The organism is Streptomyces sp. AM6-12 (assembly GCF_044327085.1).
GTDB lineage: Bacteria > Actinomycetota > Actinomycetes > Streptomycetales > Streptomycetaceae > Streptomyces.
This window is the reverse complement of sequence record NZ_JBIQWN010000003.1, coordinates 180647-194330: the sequence shown is the minus strand read 5'-3', so window position 1 is coordinate 194330 and position 13684 is coordinate 180647. Positions and strand designations below refer to the sequence as shown.

11 protein-coding genes and 2 pseudogenes are annotated in these 13684 nt (G+C 73.1%); 11 read left to right on the top strand and 2 right to left on the bottom strand.

Annotated elements, in window-relative coordinates:
- The first annotated feature begins 108 nt into the window (after positions 1–108).
- The 8 genes and pseudogenes from ACE4Q9_RS34115 (at position 109) to ACE4Q9_RS34080 (ending at position 8607) form a co-directional block, all read left to right on the top strand.
- The gene (locus tag ACE4Q9_RS34115; protein ID WP_397988523.1) at positions 109–1350 is read left to right on the top strand and encodes an MFS transporter; all 1242 of its coding nucleotides are present in this window, start codon (positions 109–111) and stop codon (positions 1348–1350) included.
- Positions 1347–2486, top strand: coding sequence for a GNAT family N-acetyltransferase (locus ACE4Q9_RS34110; RefSeq protein WP_397988521.1), 1140 nt, complete (start codon positions 1347–1349; stop codon positions 2484–2486). The genes ACE4Q9_RS34115 and ACE4Q9_RS34110 overlap by 4 nt, the downstream gene beginning before the upstream one ends.
- Positions 2483–3649, top strand: a complete 1167-nt coding sequence (locus tag ACE4Q9_RS34105; protein ID WP_397988519.1) for an acyl-protein synthase — start codon at positions 2483–2485, stop codon at positions 3647–3649. The genes ACE4Q9_RS34110 and ACE4Q9_RS34105 overlap by 4 nt, the downstream gene beginning before the upstream one ends.
- Complete coding sequence (locus ACE4Q9_RS34100) at positions 3646–6162, top strand: acyl-CoA reductase (RefSeq protein WP_397988517.1); 2517 nt, start codon at positions 3646–3648, stop codon at positions 6160–6162. Before ACE4Q9_RS34105 ends, ACE4Q9_RS34100 begins: the two co-directional genes overlap by 4 nt.
- Positions 6163–6300: 138 nt before the next feature.
- Positions 6301–6395: pseudogene (locus tag ACE4Q9_RS34095) on the top strand.
- A gap of 349 nt (positions 6396–6744) precedes the next feature.
- Entirely contained in the window at positions 6745–7236 is a 492-nt protein-coding gene (locus tag ACE4Q9_RS34090; protein ID WP_397988515.1) for a winged helix-turn-helix transcriptional regulator, read from the top strand.
- A gap of 70 nt (positions 7237–7306) precedes the next feature.
- Positions 7307–8161, top strand: coding sequence for an alpha/beta fold hydrolase (locus tag ACE4Q9_RS34085; protein WP_397988513.1), 855 nt, complete (start codon positions 7307–7309; stop codon positions 8159–8161).
- Between the two features lie 53 nt (positions 8162–8214).
- Positions 8215–8607 carry a nuclear transport factor 2 family protein gene (locus tag ACE4Q9_RS34080; RefSeq protein WP_397988511.1) on the top strand — a complete coding sequence of 131 codons (393 nt, stop codon included), beginning with the start codon at positions 8215–8217 and terminating at the stop codon, positions 8605–8607.
- A 285-nt stretch (positions 8608–8892) separates the two neighbouring features.
- Here the strand turns inward: ACE4Q9_RS34080 and ACE4Q9_RS34075 are convergent, their stop codons facing one another.
- Both ACE4Q9_RS34075 and ACE4Q9_RS34070 read right to left on the bottom strand, forming a co-directional pair.
- Positions 8893–9888 carry an alpha/beta fold hydrolase gene (locus ACE4Q9_RS34075; protein ID WP_397988509.1) on the bottom strand — a complete coding sequence of 332 codons (996 nt, stop codon included), beginning with the start codon at positions 9886–9888 and terminating at the stop codon, positions 8893–8895.
- A complete protein-coding gene (locus ACE4Q9_RS34070) occupies positions 9885–10751 on the bottom strand; it encodes a helix-turn-helix domain-containing protein (protein WP_397988870.1) in 867 nt (288 codons plus the stop codon). Before ACE4Q9_RS34070 ends, ACE4Q9_RS34075 begins: the two co-directional genes overlap by 4 nt.
- Positions 10752–10892: 141 nt before the next feature.
- On the opposite strand from ACE4Q9_RS34070, the pseudogene ACE4Q9_RS34065 reads away from it, so the two are divergent.
- From ACE4Q9_RS34065 to ACE4Q9_RS34055, 3 genes and pseudogenes are all read left to right on the top strand, one after another.
- Positions 10893–11112: pseudogene (locus ACE4Q9_RS34065) on the top strand (serine/threonine protein kinase); the annotation flags it as partial.
- Positions 11113–11489: 377 nt separating this feature from the next.
- Complete coding sequence (locus tag ACE4Q9_RS34060; RefSeq protein WP_397988508.1) at positions 11490–12200, top strand: response regulator transcription factor; 711 nt, start codon at positions 11490–11492, stop codon at positions 12198–12200.
- Positions 12201–12286: 86 nt separating this feature from the next.
- Entirely contained in the window at positions 12287–13681 is a 1395-nt protein-coding gene (locus ACE4Q9_RS34055; protein WP_397988869.1) for an ATP-binding protein, read from the top strand.
- Positions 13682–13684 lie beyond the last annotated feature (3 nt).

Below are 13684 nucleotides of genomic sequence, written 5' to 3'. Positions count from 1 at the left end.
GCGGCCGCCCCGCGCGGCCGGCGCCTGCCGCTGGTGCTGCGCAACCCCTCCTTCGGCCGGGTGTGGACCGCTCAGCTCCTCACCCAGGCCGCGGGCCGGATGTTCTAGGTGGGCGCGGTCTGGTGGCTCGTCGGCTTCGCCGGGGGCGAGCGGCGCGGTCTGGAATCGGGCCTCTTCCTGATGGTGAGCACCCTCCCCGCGGTCGCCCTCGCCCCCGTGGTCGCCCGTGTCGTCGCGCGCCACGCGCACCGCACGGTGCTGGCCGTCGCCGCGGCCGTGGCGGGCTCCGTCGCCGTACCGGTGGCACTCTGGGCGTACGCCGGTGAGCTGCCCATGGCCGCGGTGTACGCGGTGGGCCTGGCCCTGGCCGCCTGCCAGGCGGTGTTCGACCCATGCTTGACGACATCGGTGCCCGAACTGGTCGAGGACACCGACATCGAGGCCGCCACCGGCTTCGAACTGTCCACCCAGTCGCTGGCCGGACTCGGTGGCGGACTGCTCGGGCCGCTCCTGGTCGACGCGGGCGGCCTCCCGGCGGTCGTGGCCGTCTGCGGCACCGCCTATCTGCTCGCCGCCCTGCTGGTCGCCTCGGCCCGTTTCCGCCAGGCGACCGGCGCGTCCGACGCGCCGCAGGAACCACAGGGCCAACAGGACGCGCCGGACGGCCCCATGGCCGGAGAGGGAGAACACGGCAGGCCATCCGCACGCCGGACGCTACGCCAGATCCTGGCCGGGCTCCCGTTCATCCGCCGTGTGCTGCTCTGCTTCGCCGCCGCGAACCTGTTCACCACCGCCGTCTACGTCGTCATGCCGCTGTACACCCGGGGCGTGCTGCACTCCACCGGGTCGACCGTCGCCACCCTGGAGGCCGCGCTCGGCGCGGGCACCCTCGTCGGTTCCTTCACCGGGGCGCGCGTACCCGGGCGTCCGGTCGCCGTCGGCAGCGCCTGCCTGGCCGTGATGGCCGTGGCGCTCGGGCTGCCGGGCCTGTGGGCCGGGCACGCGACGGCGATCGGCGCGCTGGCCGTCGCCGGGTGGTGCGTCGGCGTGATCGGCGTCCGCTTCGTGGCCCTGTTCCAGCGCCTGGTGCCCGCGGCCGACAAACCCGGCTTCTTCGCGGTCATGCAGGCCCTCCTCGGAGCCACCTTCCCGCTGTCCTCCCTCGTCTTCGGCACGCTCGGCGACCACCTGGGCGCGCGAGCGCTCTGCCTCATCCAGGGCGCCGGACTGGTCCCGGTCGCGCTCGCGCTGTGGTGGCTCGGCGGACGCGCGCGGCCCGACGCGCCGCGCACCTCCGCCGGCGTCGCGGCGACGGCCGCGCACCTCACCCCGGCGGGGGAGACGTCATGACCGTCCTCCTCGCCCCGGCGGCGGTCCAGGACATCGCCGAACTGCGGCAGTTGTACTTCGACGTGTACGGGCACGGCTACCCGGTGCCGCTCGGCAGCGACCCGGCCGTGATGCGCCGGATGATCACCGACGGCTCCGCCCACTGGCTCACCGCCCGTACGCCCCGTGGGGACCTCGTCGGCTCCGCCGTCGTGCAGACGGACGCGGGCAGCCGCGTCGGCAAGCTCCTCGGGCTCGCCGTGCACCCCGGGCACCGCGGCGGCGGACTGGCCTCCCGGCTGACCGGCGCGGTGTGCGAGGCCGCCCTGGCCACCGGTGTGCCCGACTCGCTCTACGCCACCGTCCGCGTCGTCACCGAGGGCCCGCAGCACGTCGTCGTACGCAACGGCTTCCGGCCCCTCGGCCTGCTGCCCAACGCCGTCGAGGTCGACGGCTGCGAGAGCCTCGCGCTCTTCGCCCGCTACGCCGACGGCGTGCTGGAACGGCGGGCCCCCGTGGACCGCGTGCCCGAGCGCCTCACGGGACTGCTGGCCGCCGCGTCCGCGGGCATCGGCATCGACTGCGCCGGCACGGCACGTCCCGTCGCCCTCGACAGCGTGCCCCGCCGGGCCCGCGGGGCCGAGCCGATCGAGCTGATCTCCGCCCCGGCCTTCGTCCGCCGCCGCTTCCTCGAACGGTTCCCCCGCGCCGCCGACCGCTTCTTCCCCCTGCACACCCCCAACGCGCTGCTGGTCGCGGCCGACGGCGGCTTCGAGGCGTACGCCGACCTCGACCCGGTGGCGGGCAGCTGCGCGCTCGTGGCGGTCCACCCGCGCCCCGCGGCGCTGACCGGCGCCCTGGAGGCGCTGATGACCACGGTCACCCGGGCCGGTGCCGACTACGCCGAGACCCTGCTGCCGCTGGCCGACACCGAGGCCCTGGACATCTTCCTGGCCTCCGGGTTCGTACCGAGCGCGGTCTACCCGGCGATGCGGCGCGTCGGCGACCGGCTGCACGACTACGTGGTGCTCTCCCGCACCAGCCGGCAGATCGACTTCCGTACGACGGCCGTGAGCCCGCTGCTCCAGCCCTACCTCGGCGCCTATCTGAGCGCCTGGGCCTCCACCTATCTGCCCCTTCACGAGGTGTCCCGATGAACCCCCATCTCGCTCCCGTCGAGGTCCCCGACCCGGCGGCGCTCGGCCAGGTGCAGCGCCTGTGCGACCTGGCGGACCCGTACGCGACCGGCGCCGACGCCGACACGCTGTTCGCCGCCGCCATGGCCGAGACCAACGCCTGGCACGCCGCACGCTCCCCGTTCTTCGCCGCCCTGCTCCAGGAGCAGCCCGGGATCCCGGCGCCGACCGTCGGCGACGGAGTGCGTACCCCGCTGGTGCCGGCCGCGTTCTTCAAGCGCCACGAGGTGCTCTCCGTCCCCCGCGACGAGGTGTTCCTGCACCTGACCTCCTCGGGCACCACCGGGCAGAAGTCCCAGATGTTCTTCGACCGGTGGACGATCCGCTCGGCCCAGCGCATGGTGGCCCGGATCTTCGACCACTACGGCTGGATCACCCCCGACCGGCCGGTCAACTACCTGCTCTACAGCTACGAGCCCGCGCCGTCGCTGAAACTGGGCACGTCGTTCACCGACAACTACCTGTGCGACTTCGCGCCCGCCCGGCACACCACCCACGCGCTGCGGCACACCGGCTCCGGCCACGAGTTCGACGTGCACGGCTGTATCGCCGCGCTTCAGCGCTACGCCGACGAGGACGCGCCGGTCCGCATCCTCGGCTTCCCGGCGTTCCTGTACTTCACCCTGGAGCGGATGAAGGCCATGGGCATGGCCCCGCTGCGGCTGCCCGAAGGGTCGCTGGTGGTGCTCGGCGGCGGCTGGAAGGGCCACACCGACCGGCAGATCGGCAAGGACGAGTTCCGCGCCGCGGTCACCGAACGCCTCGGCATCCCGGCCGAGTCCGTCCGCGACACCTTCGGCTCCGTCGAGCACTGCGTGCCGTACGTCGAGTGCGCGCACCACCGGCTGCACGTTCCCGTGTGGTCGCGCGCCGCGGTCCGCGACCCGGGGACGCTGCGCCCGCTGCGGTACGGCGAACCCGGCTTCCTGCACCTGGTCAGCCCGTACATCACCTCCGTACCGGCGCAGAGCGTCGTCATGGGCGACCTCGCCTCGCTGCACCCCGGCGAGGAGTGCCCCTGCCCGCTGTCCACCGACTGGTTCACCGTGCTCGGCCGCGCCGGGGTGAGCCGCAACCGCAGTTGCGCGGTCGCCGCCGCCGAAATGATGAAGGGAATGTCGTGACCGCTTCCGCACCCGTACTCCACCTCTGGCAGGGCGAGTTCGTCGACGACGCCGAGGCAGGACGGCGGATGGCCAATCTGCCGGAGACGGCCGCCCGCGTCCTGGAGCGCCCGCTCCCCACCGATGTCGTGCTCGGCGCCTGCGCGGCGGTCGGCGCGGACCTGGCCGACCCCGGCTCCGCCCTCCACGCCCGGCTGGCGGCCCAGCTGCCCGCCGCGGAAGCCGGATCCACCCTGGCCGAACTCGCCGGCGCGCTCACCCGCCAGGCACTGGAACGCAAGCTGCGCCGGGAACTGGGCGGTCTGCGTCCGGAGCGCCTGACCCGGCCGGACGGCCGCGAAACGGTGTTCGAGTCCTGGGCGCCGGTGGGACTCCTGGTGCACATCGCACCCGGCAACGCGGCCGCGGTCGCCCCGCTGAGCGTCGTGGAGGGTCTGCTCGCCGGGAACGTCAACGTCCTGAAGACGAGCGGCTCGGACACGGCGCTCGCCCTCGACCTGCTCGCCGCGCTCGCGGCGGCCGACCCGAGCGGACTGATCGCCGAGCGAGTGATCGCCCTGCGCTTCCCCTCCTCGCGCCGCGACTGGCTGGAGACCCTGTGCGGGCAGGCCGACGCCATCGCGGTCTGGGGCGGTGAGGAGGCAGAGGGCGCGGTGCGTGAACTGGCGCCACCCGGCTGCCGCGTCGTCGCCTGGGGGCACCGGATCTCCTTCGCCTACCTGACCCGGGCGGCGGCGGACGAGGACGGCCTGCTGGACGCGCTGGCCGAGGACGTCTGCCGGTTCGAGCAGCAGGCCTGCTCCAGCCCACAGGTGGTCTATCTCGACACCGAGGACACCGAGGAGGTCTTCGCGTTCGCCGGCCGGTTCGCCGAGCGGCTCGCGAAGATTTCCGGCGCGCGCCCCGCGCCCCGCCCCGGCCCGGCCGAGCTGGCGGAGATCACCACCGTGCAGCAACTCGCCCGGCTCGAAGAGCACTTGGGTCTCACCCGGGTGTTCACTGGTGAGGACGGCTCCTGGCGGGTGCTGGCGGACACCCGCTCCGCGCTCGCGGCCTCTCCGCTGCACCGCAGCGTCTGGGTCAAGCCGCTGCCCCGGCACCGGATCACCGGGACGCTGCGGCCCATGCGCCGCTACCTCCAGACCGCGGCCGTCGGCGGCGGCCGGGCGGACGTGGCCGCGCTGTCCCGCGCCCTGTTCGCCGCCGGTGTCACCCGGGTCACTCCGGTCGGCTCCATGCTGGACGGCTACGAGGGCGAGCCGCACGACGGCGTGTACGCGCTCCAGCGCTACAGCCGCCGGGTGAGCGTGCGGGCGGCGGACGCGGAGTTCGGGCCGGTGGCGTGCCTGGACGACCTGGTGTCCGCCCCGGTCCTGCCCCCGGTCCCGGACGCGCCGCTGCTCGGCAAGGAGGGCGTGCAGCGCGCGCTGGCCGAACTGGACGCGCGCCACGCCCACCTGTACTTCCGCAGTGGCGGTTCCACGGGCGCGCCCGCGCTGTCGGTGTTCACCGTCGACGACTACGACAACCAGATGCGGGCCGCGGCCGACGGGCTGCTCGCCGCCGGCTTCGACCCGGCGCGGGACCGCGCGGCCAACCTGTTCTACTGCGGCGGGATGTACGGGAGTTTCATCAGCTTCTTCTCCATCCTGGAGCGGCTGAACGCGACCCAGCTGCCGATGGCCGCCGGACCCGACCACGCCACGGTCGCCGAGGCACTGGTCGCCCACCGGGCGGACACCGTGTTCGGCATGCCGTCCTACCTGTGGCAGCTGTTCCACGCCGAGGCCGACCGGCTGCGCGCGTACGGCGGCATCCGCACGGTGTTCTACGGCGGTGAGCACTTCACCGGTGAGCAACGGCGCGTCCTCATGGAGGAGTTCGGCGTCGAGGTGATCCGGTCCGCCGCGTACGGCAGCACCGACCTCGGGCCGCTGGGCTACCAGTGCGCCTCGTCCGACGGCTCGGTCCACCACGTGCTGACCGACCTGCACACCCTTGAGATCCTCGACCCGGAGGGCGACCGGCCGGTGGTACCCGGCGAGCCCGGACGGCTGGTGTTCACGACCCGGGCACGCGCGGGCCAGCGGCTGGAACGCTACGAGATCGGCGACCTGGGGCGCGCCGTCGAGGGCCCGTGCGCCTGCGGCAGCCATGTACCCCGGCTGGAACTGCTCGGCCGCTACGGCGACGTCGTGCGCGTCGGCACGTACTTCCTCAACTACCGGCGCGTCGTCGCCGCGGCGCAGGAGCGGCTCGCCTACCACGGCGAGGTGCAGCTCGTGGTCCGCTCCGGCGCCGACCGGGAGGAGCTGACGATCCGCCTGGACGAGCAGTACGCCGACGACCCCCGGGCCGCGCACCGCGCTCTGGCGGCGGAGGTGCCGGAGCTGGCCTCCGCCGAGACGGAGGGCCTGCTGGCCCTCACCGTGGAGACGGTGCCGAGGGAGGCGTTCGAGCGCACCGCGACCAGCGGGAAGCTGCGCACGGTCATCGACCTGCGCGCGGCATAGCGGAGGGCGAGGGCGGCGCGACCGTACACCGCTGACGCGCCGCCCGCGCGGCGGCGCGTCCGTGTCAGCGGCGTGTCAGCGGTTCCTGCCAGTCTTCTTCCTGTGAACGGCACCGGGAACCACCGGGGCCGGGAGCAGGGAGAGGTGCCCGGAGTGGTTGATCGGGGACCGCCGAGTCCGTCTCGAGGTCGGGCCCTTCGGGGCCCACGCAGGTTCGAATCCTGCCCTCTCCGCCGCCAGGGCCCGCGTGCGGGCGGAAGCACGGGCATGCGGGACCGGGACGCGAGGCGGCCGGCAGCCGCGAACCGGAGAACCCTGTGCTCAGCCGCCTCGCCGGTCATCTGATCACCGCCGTCGAACGGCTGACGATCACCGCTTCCGAAGACGCCGACCTCCTCCTCCCCCGGTCGGGATCATCGCGGCCGACCACACCTCACTCGCGGGCCCGCGGTGGCGCCACCCCCCAGGTCATCGGTTCTACAGGGGGAACAGCCATGCCGGGCCCGGAGGCCGCCGCGACGTCGCAGGACAGACCGGTATCGTTTTGCTACTGGTGTTGTTTCCCGACGGCGAGGAGAAGCTGTGGCCGAACTGACCCGACCGGTGGTCTTCCAGCATGGGCAAGCGTTCCTGGCGGCGATCTCGGAGCGTTGGAACTACCAGATCCTGCGCGAGGTCTTCTTCGGCGTCCACCGGTTCGGCGAACTCAAGCGCGGGCTGGGCATCTCGGCCACCATGCTCACGGCACGCCTGAACGACCTCGTCGGACTCGGCCTGCTGGAAAAGCACGCGTACCGGGAGGACAAGCCCTGGTACGAATACCGGCTCACCGACGGCGCACGGGAATTGGTGGTGCCGGCCATCGTGGCAGTCACCCGCTGGGCGGAGGTCCACACCGACGGAGAGACGGTGGCCGCGCGGCCGCTGCTGCACGCGTCCTGCGGACACGAGACGGAGCCTTATCTCGCGTGCAGCCACTGCCACCAGCCCATCGGTGCGGCCGACCTGCGACCGCTCCGGGCGCGAGCGGAGAAGGACAGAGCACAGAATCACCGGCAGCCCGAGGAGAAGTAGTTTCGATTTACTACTAGTAGGCGTATGCTACTGGTAGGAATCCACTCGGTGCCTGGTGTGAGGAGTGACCATGTCACGGACGGACCGGCTCGACGGCGCCACCGAGAAACTGATACCGACGTCGCTCGGCCTGATGAACGTGCGGGTGGGCGGCCGGGATACCGGCCCGGCCATGGTGTTCTGGCCGAGCCTGATGATGGACGGCGCGATGTGGCGCTTCCAGTACGAGCACTTCGCTCCCACCCACCGCGTGGTGCTCGTCGACAGCCCCGGACACGGCAGGTCCGACGCCCTGCGGCGCATCATCGACCTCAAGGAGTGCGCCGACGCGCTGGTCGAGATCTTGGACGCGCTCGGCATCGACAGGTGCGTGCTGGTGGGCAACAGCTGGGGCGGCATGCTGGCCGGGGTGTTCCCGGCGTACCACCCCGAACGCACGGCCGCCGCCGTCGGCATCAACTGCACCGCCTCGTTGCCCACGGCGTTCGAGAGCGTCTGGGCGACCGCGCTGGCCGCCTGCCTCTCGGTGCACGCGCGGATGCCGCGCCTGGCCGCGAAGGTGGCGCGCTCGGCGTTCGCCGGCCCGACCGCCGAGGCCGGGAATCCGGAGTTCCTGCGCTACATCGACGTCGTGCTGCGCAACGACCCTAAGTCGGTGGCGTGGGCGTTGCGCAGCATCCTGATCGGGCGCAGGGACGAGCACCGGCTGCTCGCGACCATTGCGAGCGACATCCCCGTCCTGGTCATCGCCGGCGAGGAGGACAGCCAGTTCCCCGTGCACGTGGTGCGGAGGATGGCCGACGCGATCGAGGGCAGCACCTTCCGCGTCCTGCCGCGCACCGGCCACCTGGCCGCTCGGGAGAACCCTCGCGAGGTCAACGCGGAGATCGACGCCTTCCTCGCCACCCGTCCCGTCGCCGCCTGAGCCCGAAGCGACGTGATGCCATGTCAGAGGATCACCCGCAGCGTGGAGGAACCATGACCTGTAACGCCGCCCCCGCCCCGGTGCCGGGGTGGGTGGGACAGCTCATGCGCGAGATCGACACCCTCGACTTCGGCGCGGGGTTCGCCCTGATGACCGACGACACCGAGGTGTTCTTCGGCACCGCCCACCTGGTCGGCGCGGAGGCCGCCAAGGCGTTCTTCGTCGAGATCGACGAGCCGCTGCACATCAGTCACACCGTGCTGGAGTGCTGGCAGGCGCCGGATGGGGTGCTTTTCCTGCGTGGTGAGGCCGTCATGGCGAAGAAGACCGCCCCGGACACGGTCGTACGGGCTCCGTTCATGCACCTGTACCGGCTCGACGACCGCGGCCGGATCCGCAGCCTCCACATCACCGCCGGCCCCCTGCGCACCGACGCGGTGATGTGAGACCGGGCGGTGCAGAGACACCGGTCATGGCCGGACCCGGATGATCGGCGGACGTCGGCCGGCCCGTCCGCCTCAGTCCGGCTCCATGTAAGGCAGTCCATGCTCGATACTGGCGTCGCACAACGGCTCCCTGTCGGCGAACCAGCCTCTCGACATCATCGCGAGTGCTCCGGGACCCTTCGTGTCAGGGCCGCGAGACTCACCTACCCCCAGGGCGATGCCGGGAGCGAACCGGTGGCTTCGCGCTCAGAGAGAGATGACGTCGACGACCGGCGCCGGGTCCTATCAGTGCGCGGGCGACGACCGCTGCGGGAGGCGGCGGACGAAGTCCAGCAGCATGGTGCAGAACGCTGCGGGCTGTTCCAGCGGCGCCAGATGTCCGGCATCGGGGATGACAGCGGTCCGACCCGCATCGAGGACGCTGGCCAGCCCCTCCGCGCCCTCGTGGAAGTCGGGCATGTCGTGGTCGCCGACGCTGACCAAAGCGGGCATGCCCCTGAGCGTGCGCAGTGCTGCCGGGCCCGTGCCAAGGGGATCCGCCGCCTGCGGCGGATCGCCGTAAGCGAGTTGTTCGGTCAGCCGACGGCGGAGCATGCGGGCGGCGTGGGTGCGTACCTCCTCGGTGGCCCCGGCCGAGGTCCACGCCTCGACGCCGGCTTTCACCGCGGCGGCCAGGTCGCCGACGGCCAGCGCCGTCCGTTCGGCCTCCCAGGCGGCGTCCAGACGTGAGGAGGCGGGCTGGTCATGGGGCCGGTAGCCGACTAGCACCAGCCCCTCCACCCGCTCGGGTGCCGTGACTGCGGTCTGGAGTGCCACCAAAGCGCCCAGCGAGTTCCCGGCGAGCACGAAGCGGTCGACCCCGAGGCGGTCGAGCGTGTCGAGCACGTCCGACCAGGGGGCCACCTCGTGGTGGTCGGGCACGATCGCGTCGCTGTGGCCGGGCAGGTCCAGGGCGATGGCCCGCATGCCTGCCTCGGCGAGCATCGGAAGGTGGGCGTCCCACATGGTGCGGTCGGTGGGCCGGGCGTGCAGCAGGACGACGGGCCGTCCCTGGCCTGCCTCGGTGAAGGGGAGCAGCATGGCTTGGGGTGCCTTCTTCAGTGAGTGGGTGGGGCGGGGCCGGCCGGTTGTGGACGAGCAGTGCCACTGGGGACGGCCGGACACCGTCTGCGGGCTCGCCCACACGCCGAGCCCGGTCAGGCATCTGGCGCCGAAGCCGGGACGGATGACTTCCTCGCCGGCAATCTTGAAAGTGCCGGCGGTGCCGTGGGCGGCAGTCATGATCGGACGTCTTCTTCTTCCGCGGTGGTGTCGTGAACGGTGGTAACCGGGCTCTGCTCGGCCAGTCGGCGGAGCAGGACCAGGGCATCGGCGCTGGCGCTGCCCGGTTCCGCGCTGTAGACGGACAGGTGCTGACCCGGCGCGCTGGTGACGGCCAGCGCCTCGAAGTGCAGCCGCACCTCACCCACGCGGGAGTGCCGGAAGCGCTTGTCCTCCTGCGTGCGGGGACGGACCTCGTAACGTGCCCACAGTTCGGTGAAGGCCGGGCTGCGCACGCTGAGTTCGCCGACGATCCGCTCGATGCGCTCGTCCTCGGGGAACTGCGAGGAGGATGCCCGCAAGTTGCCCACAGCGGTGCGCGCCGCCTTGTTCCAGTCGACGTAGAACTCCCGCGCGAACGGATCGAGGAAGATCATGCGCAGCAGGTTGTCGTACCGGGCGAACCCGCGGTACAGCTCGGACGCCATCGCATTGGCGGCCAGGACGTCCTGCGCCGCGCCGACCACGAAGGCCGGCACGTCGCGCATGTCGTTCATCAGCCGCACCAGTCCCGGGGCGACGGCAGCTGCCGCGGCCGCCGTGGCGAAGAAGGGCAGGCCGAGCCGGAACAGGTGCCCCGTCGCGGCACCGTCCAGCCGCAGTGCCGCAGCGATCGTCCGGAGCACCTGCTCAGACGGGTTCCGCTCACGCCCCTGCTCCAGGCGGATGTAGTAGTCCGTGCTCACCCCGGCCAGCAGCGCCACCTCCTCCCGCCGCAGTCCCGGCACCCGCCGGTCCCCGCCGTCGAGCAGCCCAACGTCTCGCGGCGTGACCATCGCTCGGCGAGCACGCAGGTACTCGCCGAGCTCGTTGTCGCTTTCCATGCCGGCCACGCTAGACCCACCCCATGGATCGGGGCGTGGGTGCGGTGCACCCACCCCTGGGGGTTGCGACTACCCGGCAAACCGTCGGCGTACAGCTCACCTCTGCGCGAGACGCGCCGCTCAGAGGTCCTACTCTGATCAGCGGGCGGCATGGGAGTCGTCTGTCCGGGAGTTTCCACCTCGGGACGGCAGGTCGCGGTCAAGCTCGCGCACGGCCCCATGCCCAGGAGAGGAGTTCCGGACACGCTTCCGGCAGGAGGGCGCGGCAGCACGCCGAGTGAGCGGTGCCTTCACCACGCCGGTCGTGGACGCCGATCCGGATGCCGACCGGCCATGGATGGCGACGCTCGTCGAGCCCGGCCGGGTGCCTCCCCTGGAGCACCTTCGGAGGAGACAGCAGGAGCCGTGGGCCGCCACCGTCCTTGCCGGTCCTGCCGTTCCCGTAACGGGACGGGCCAGGCCGCGAACGGCTCAGCCGCGTCACCGGCGGTGGCGAGTCCTGTGGTGAGGACGCGGCAGGCCGAAGTGGAAGCCGTCCAAGCCTTCGTCGCCGTGGTCAGTGCGGCGCGGTGACACAGCCGCGAGGGCGAGCATGCCGGCGTCGACCGGTCCGGCCGGGGTCATGGGCAAGACCGCGGAGGGGGGGTCGGGGCGTCGGCCGTCGTGGCTGGTGGCCGGGCGGGCGGGCGGCCGTGGGCGCCTGGGCGCGAGGGCGCGCGTGTTTGGCAAGCTGGCCGGATGAACAGTGCGAGTGAGCGGGTGCGTGCGGCAAGGGTCCTGGTCGTCGACGACGAGCCCGAGGTGCGGTACGCCGTCGAGGACGGTCTCGCGGTGGAGGGCTACGCCGTACGCGGGGCGGAGGACGGCCCCGGCGCGCTGGCTGCCGTGGCCGAGTGGGACCCGGACGCGGTGGTGCTCGACGTGATGCTGCCGGGCCTCGACGGGCTCGCGGTCTGCCGGCGGCTGCGGAGCCTGGGCGACCGCACTCCGGTCCTGGTCCTCACTGCGCTCGGCTCGGTGCGCGAACGGGTCGACGGCCTCGACGCGGGCGCCGACGACTACCTGGTCAAGCCCTTCGCCCTGGACGAGCTGGTGGCACGCGTGCGGGCCCTGCTGCGCCGCTCCCATGCCGCCGGGCCCGCGGCCGGGGCGGAGCTGTCCTTCGCCGATCTCGTCGTCGATCCGGTCACCCGGTCCGGGCGGCGTGGCGCACGGACCGTCGAGTTCAGCCGTACCGAGTTCTCCTTGCTGGAGCTGCTGCTGCGCCACCCCGGACAGGTGCTGCCGAGGAGCGTGATCCTGGAGCGCGTGTGGGGCCGCGACTTCGGGCCGGAGTCCAACTCGCTGGCCGTGTACGTCGGTTATCTGCGGCGCAAGCTGGAGGCCGGGGGCGAGCCGCGGCTGGTGCACACCGTGCACGGCGTCGGCTACCGGCTGGACCTGCCGTGAGGGGCCCGCGGTGGCGCCGGGGCGGAGGGGCGGGCCGGCGGCCGTGGCGCCGGAGTGGAGGGGCGGGCGGGTGGCCGCGGCGCCGGCTGCGCACGCGGCTGACCCTCGCGGCCTCGGCCGCCGTCGCGGTCGTCGTGGTGGGGGTCTGCGCCGCCGCGTTCCTGGTGATCCGGCATCAGCTGCTGCACCAGCTGGATCTGCACCTGACCCAGTCCGCGCGGCTGGCCGCCCAGCAGTACCGGCGGGAGCCGCCGGGTGTCGTCCAGGGTGAGTGCCGGTATCTCGCCGCCCCGGCCTGTGCCCAGTTGGTGCCGGCCCGTGCCGGGGACGATCCGGCGGGGCCGTATCTGCTGCCGGTGACCGGCGCCACCCGCCAGGTGGCGGCCGGTACGCGCGGCCCGTACTACAGCGAACTCCGCCTCGCCGGTCACCGCGCCCGGATGCTGACCACCCCGCTGGGGTCGGGCCGGGCCCTCCAGGTCGCGGTGCGCGCCGACACCGTCGGCCAGGGGGTGCGGCAGGCCGCCGGGCTGCTCGGCGCCGTCGGCGCGGCCGGTGTGGTGCTGGCCGGGGGGCTCGGCTTCTGGGTCTCCCGGACGGGCCTCGCCCCCGTGGTCCGGCTGACCGCGACCGCGGAGCGCATCGCCGCCACCCGCGACGCCCGCCACCGCATCGAGCTGCCTCCGGAGCGGGCGGACGGCGACGAGCTGACCCGGCTCGCCGCCGCCTTCAACACCATGCTCGGGGAGCTGGAGAAGTCGGTGACCGCCCAGCGCCGGCTGGTCGCCGACGCCTCCCACGAACTGCGCACCCCGCTCACCGCGCTGCGCGCCAACGCCGATCTGCTGGTCCGCTCCGACCGGCTGACCGGGGCGCAGCGCGAGCGGGCGGCCGGCGCGGTCGGCCGTCAGCTGCGCGAGGTCACCGTCCTCGTCAACGACCTGATCGAACTGGCCCGCGAGGAGGAGCCGGACCCGCTGGTGGAGGACGTCCGGCTGGCGTCGGTCGTCGCCCACGCGGTCGACGCGGCCCGCGACCACTGGCCGGACGTACCCTTCCGGCTGCGGATCGCTCAGGACGCGGAGAGCGGGACGGTGGCGGGCGTACCGGCGCGGCTGTCCCGGTTGCTGTCGAGCCTGCTCGACAACGCGGCCAAGTTCAGTCCGCTCGGCCGTCCCGTCGAGGTCACCCTGGTCCGTGCGGAGCGGGGCGCGGTCCTGGAGATCCGCGATCACGGGCCCGGTATCGCCGCCGAGGACCTGCCGTACGTCTTCGACCGCTTCTACCGGGCCCGTACGGCCCGTGCCCTGCCCGGTTCCGGGCTGGGTCTGGCCATGGCCCGCCAGATCGCCCGCGCGCACCACGCCGACCTCAGCGCAGGGAACGCGCCCGGCGGGGGCGCGCTGTTCCGGCTGCGGATGCCGGGCTTCGCCGCGTCGGGCGGCCTCTCACAAGTCTCTTATCCCGGACCACCACCGTGACGG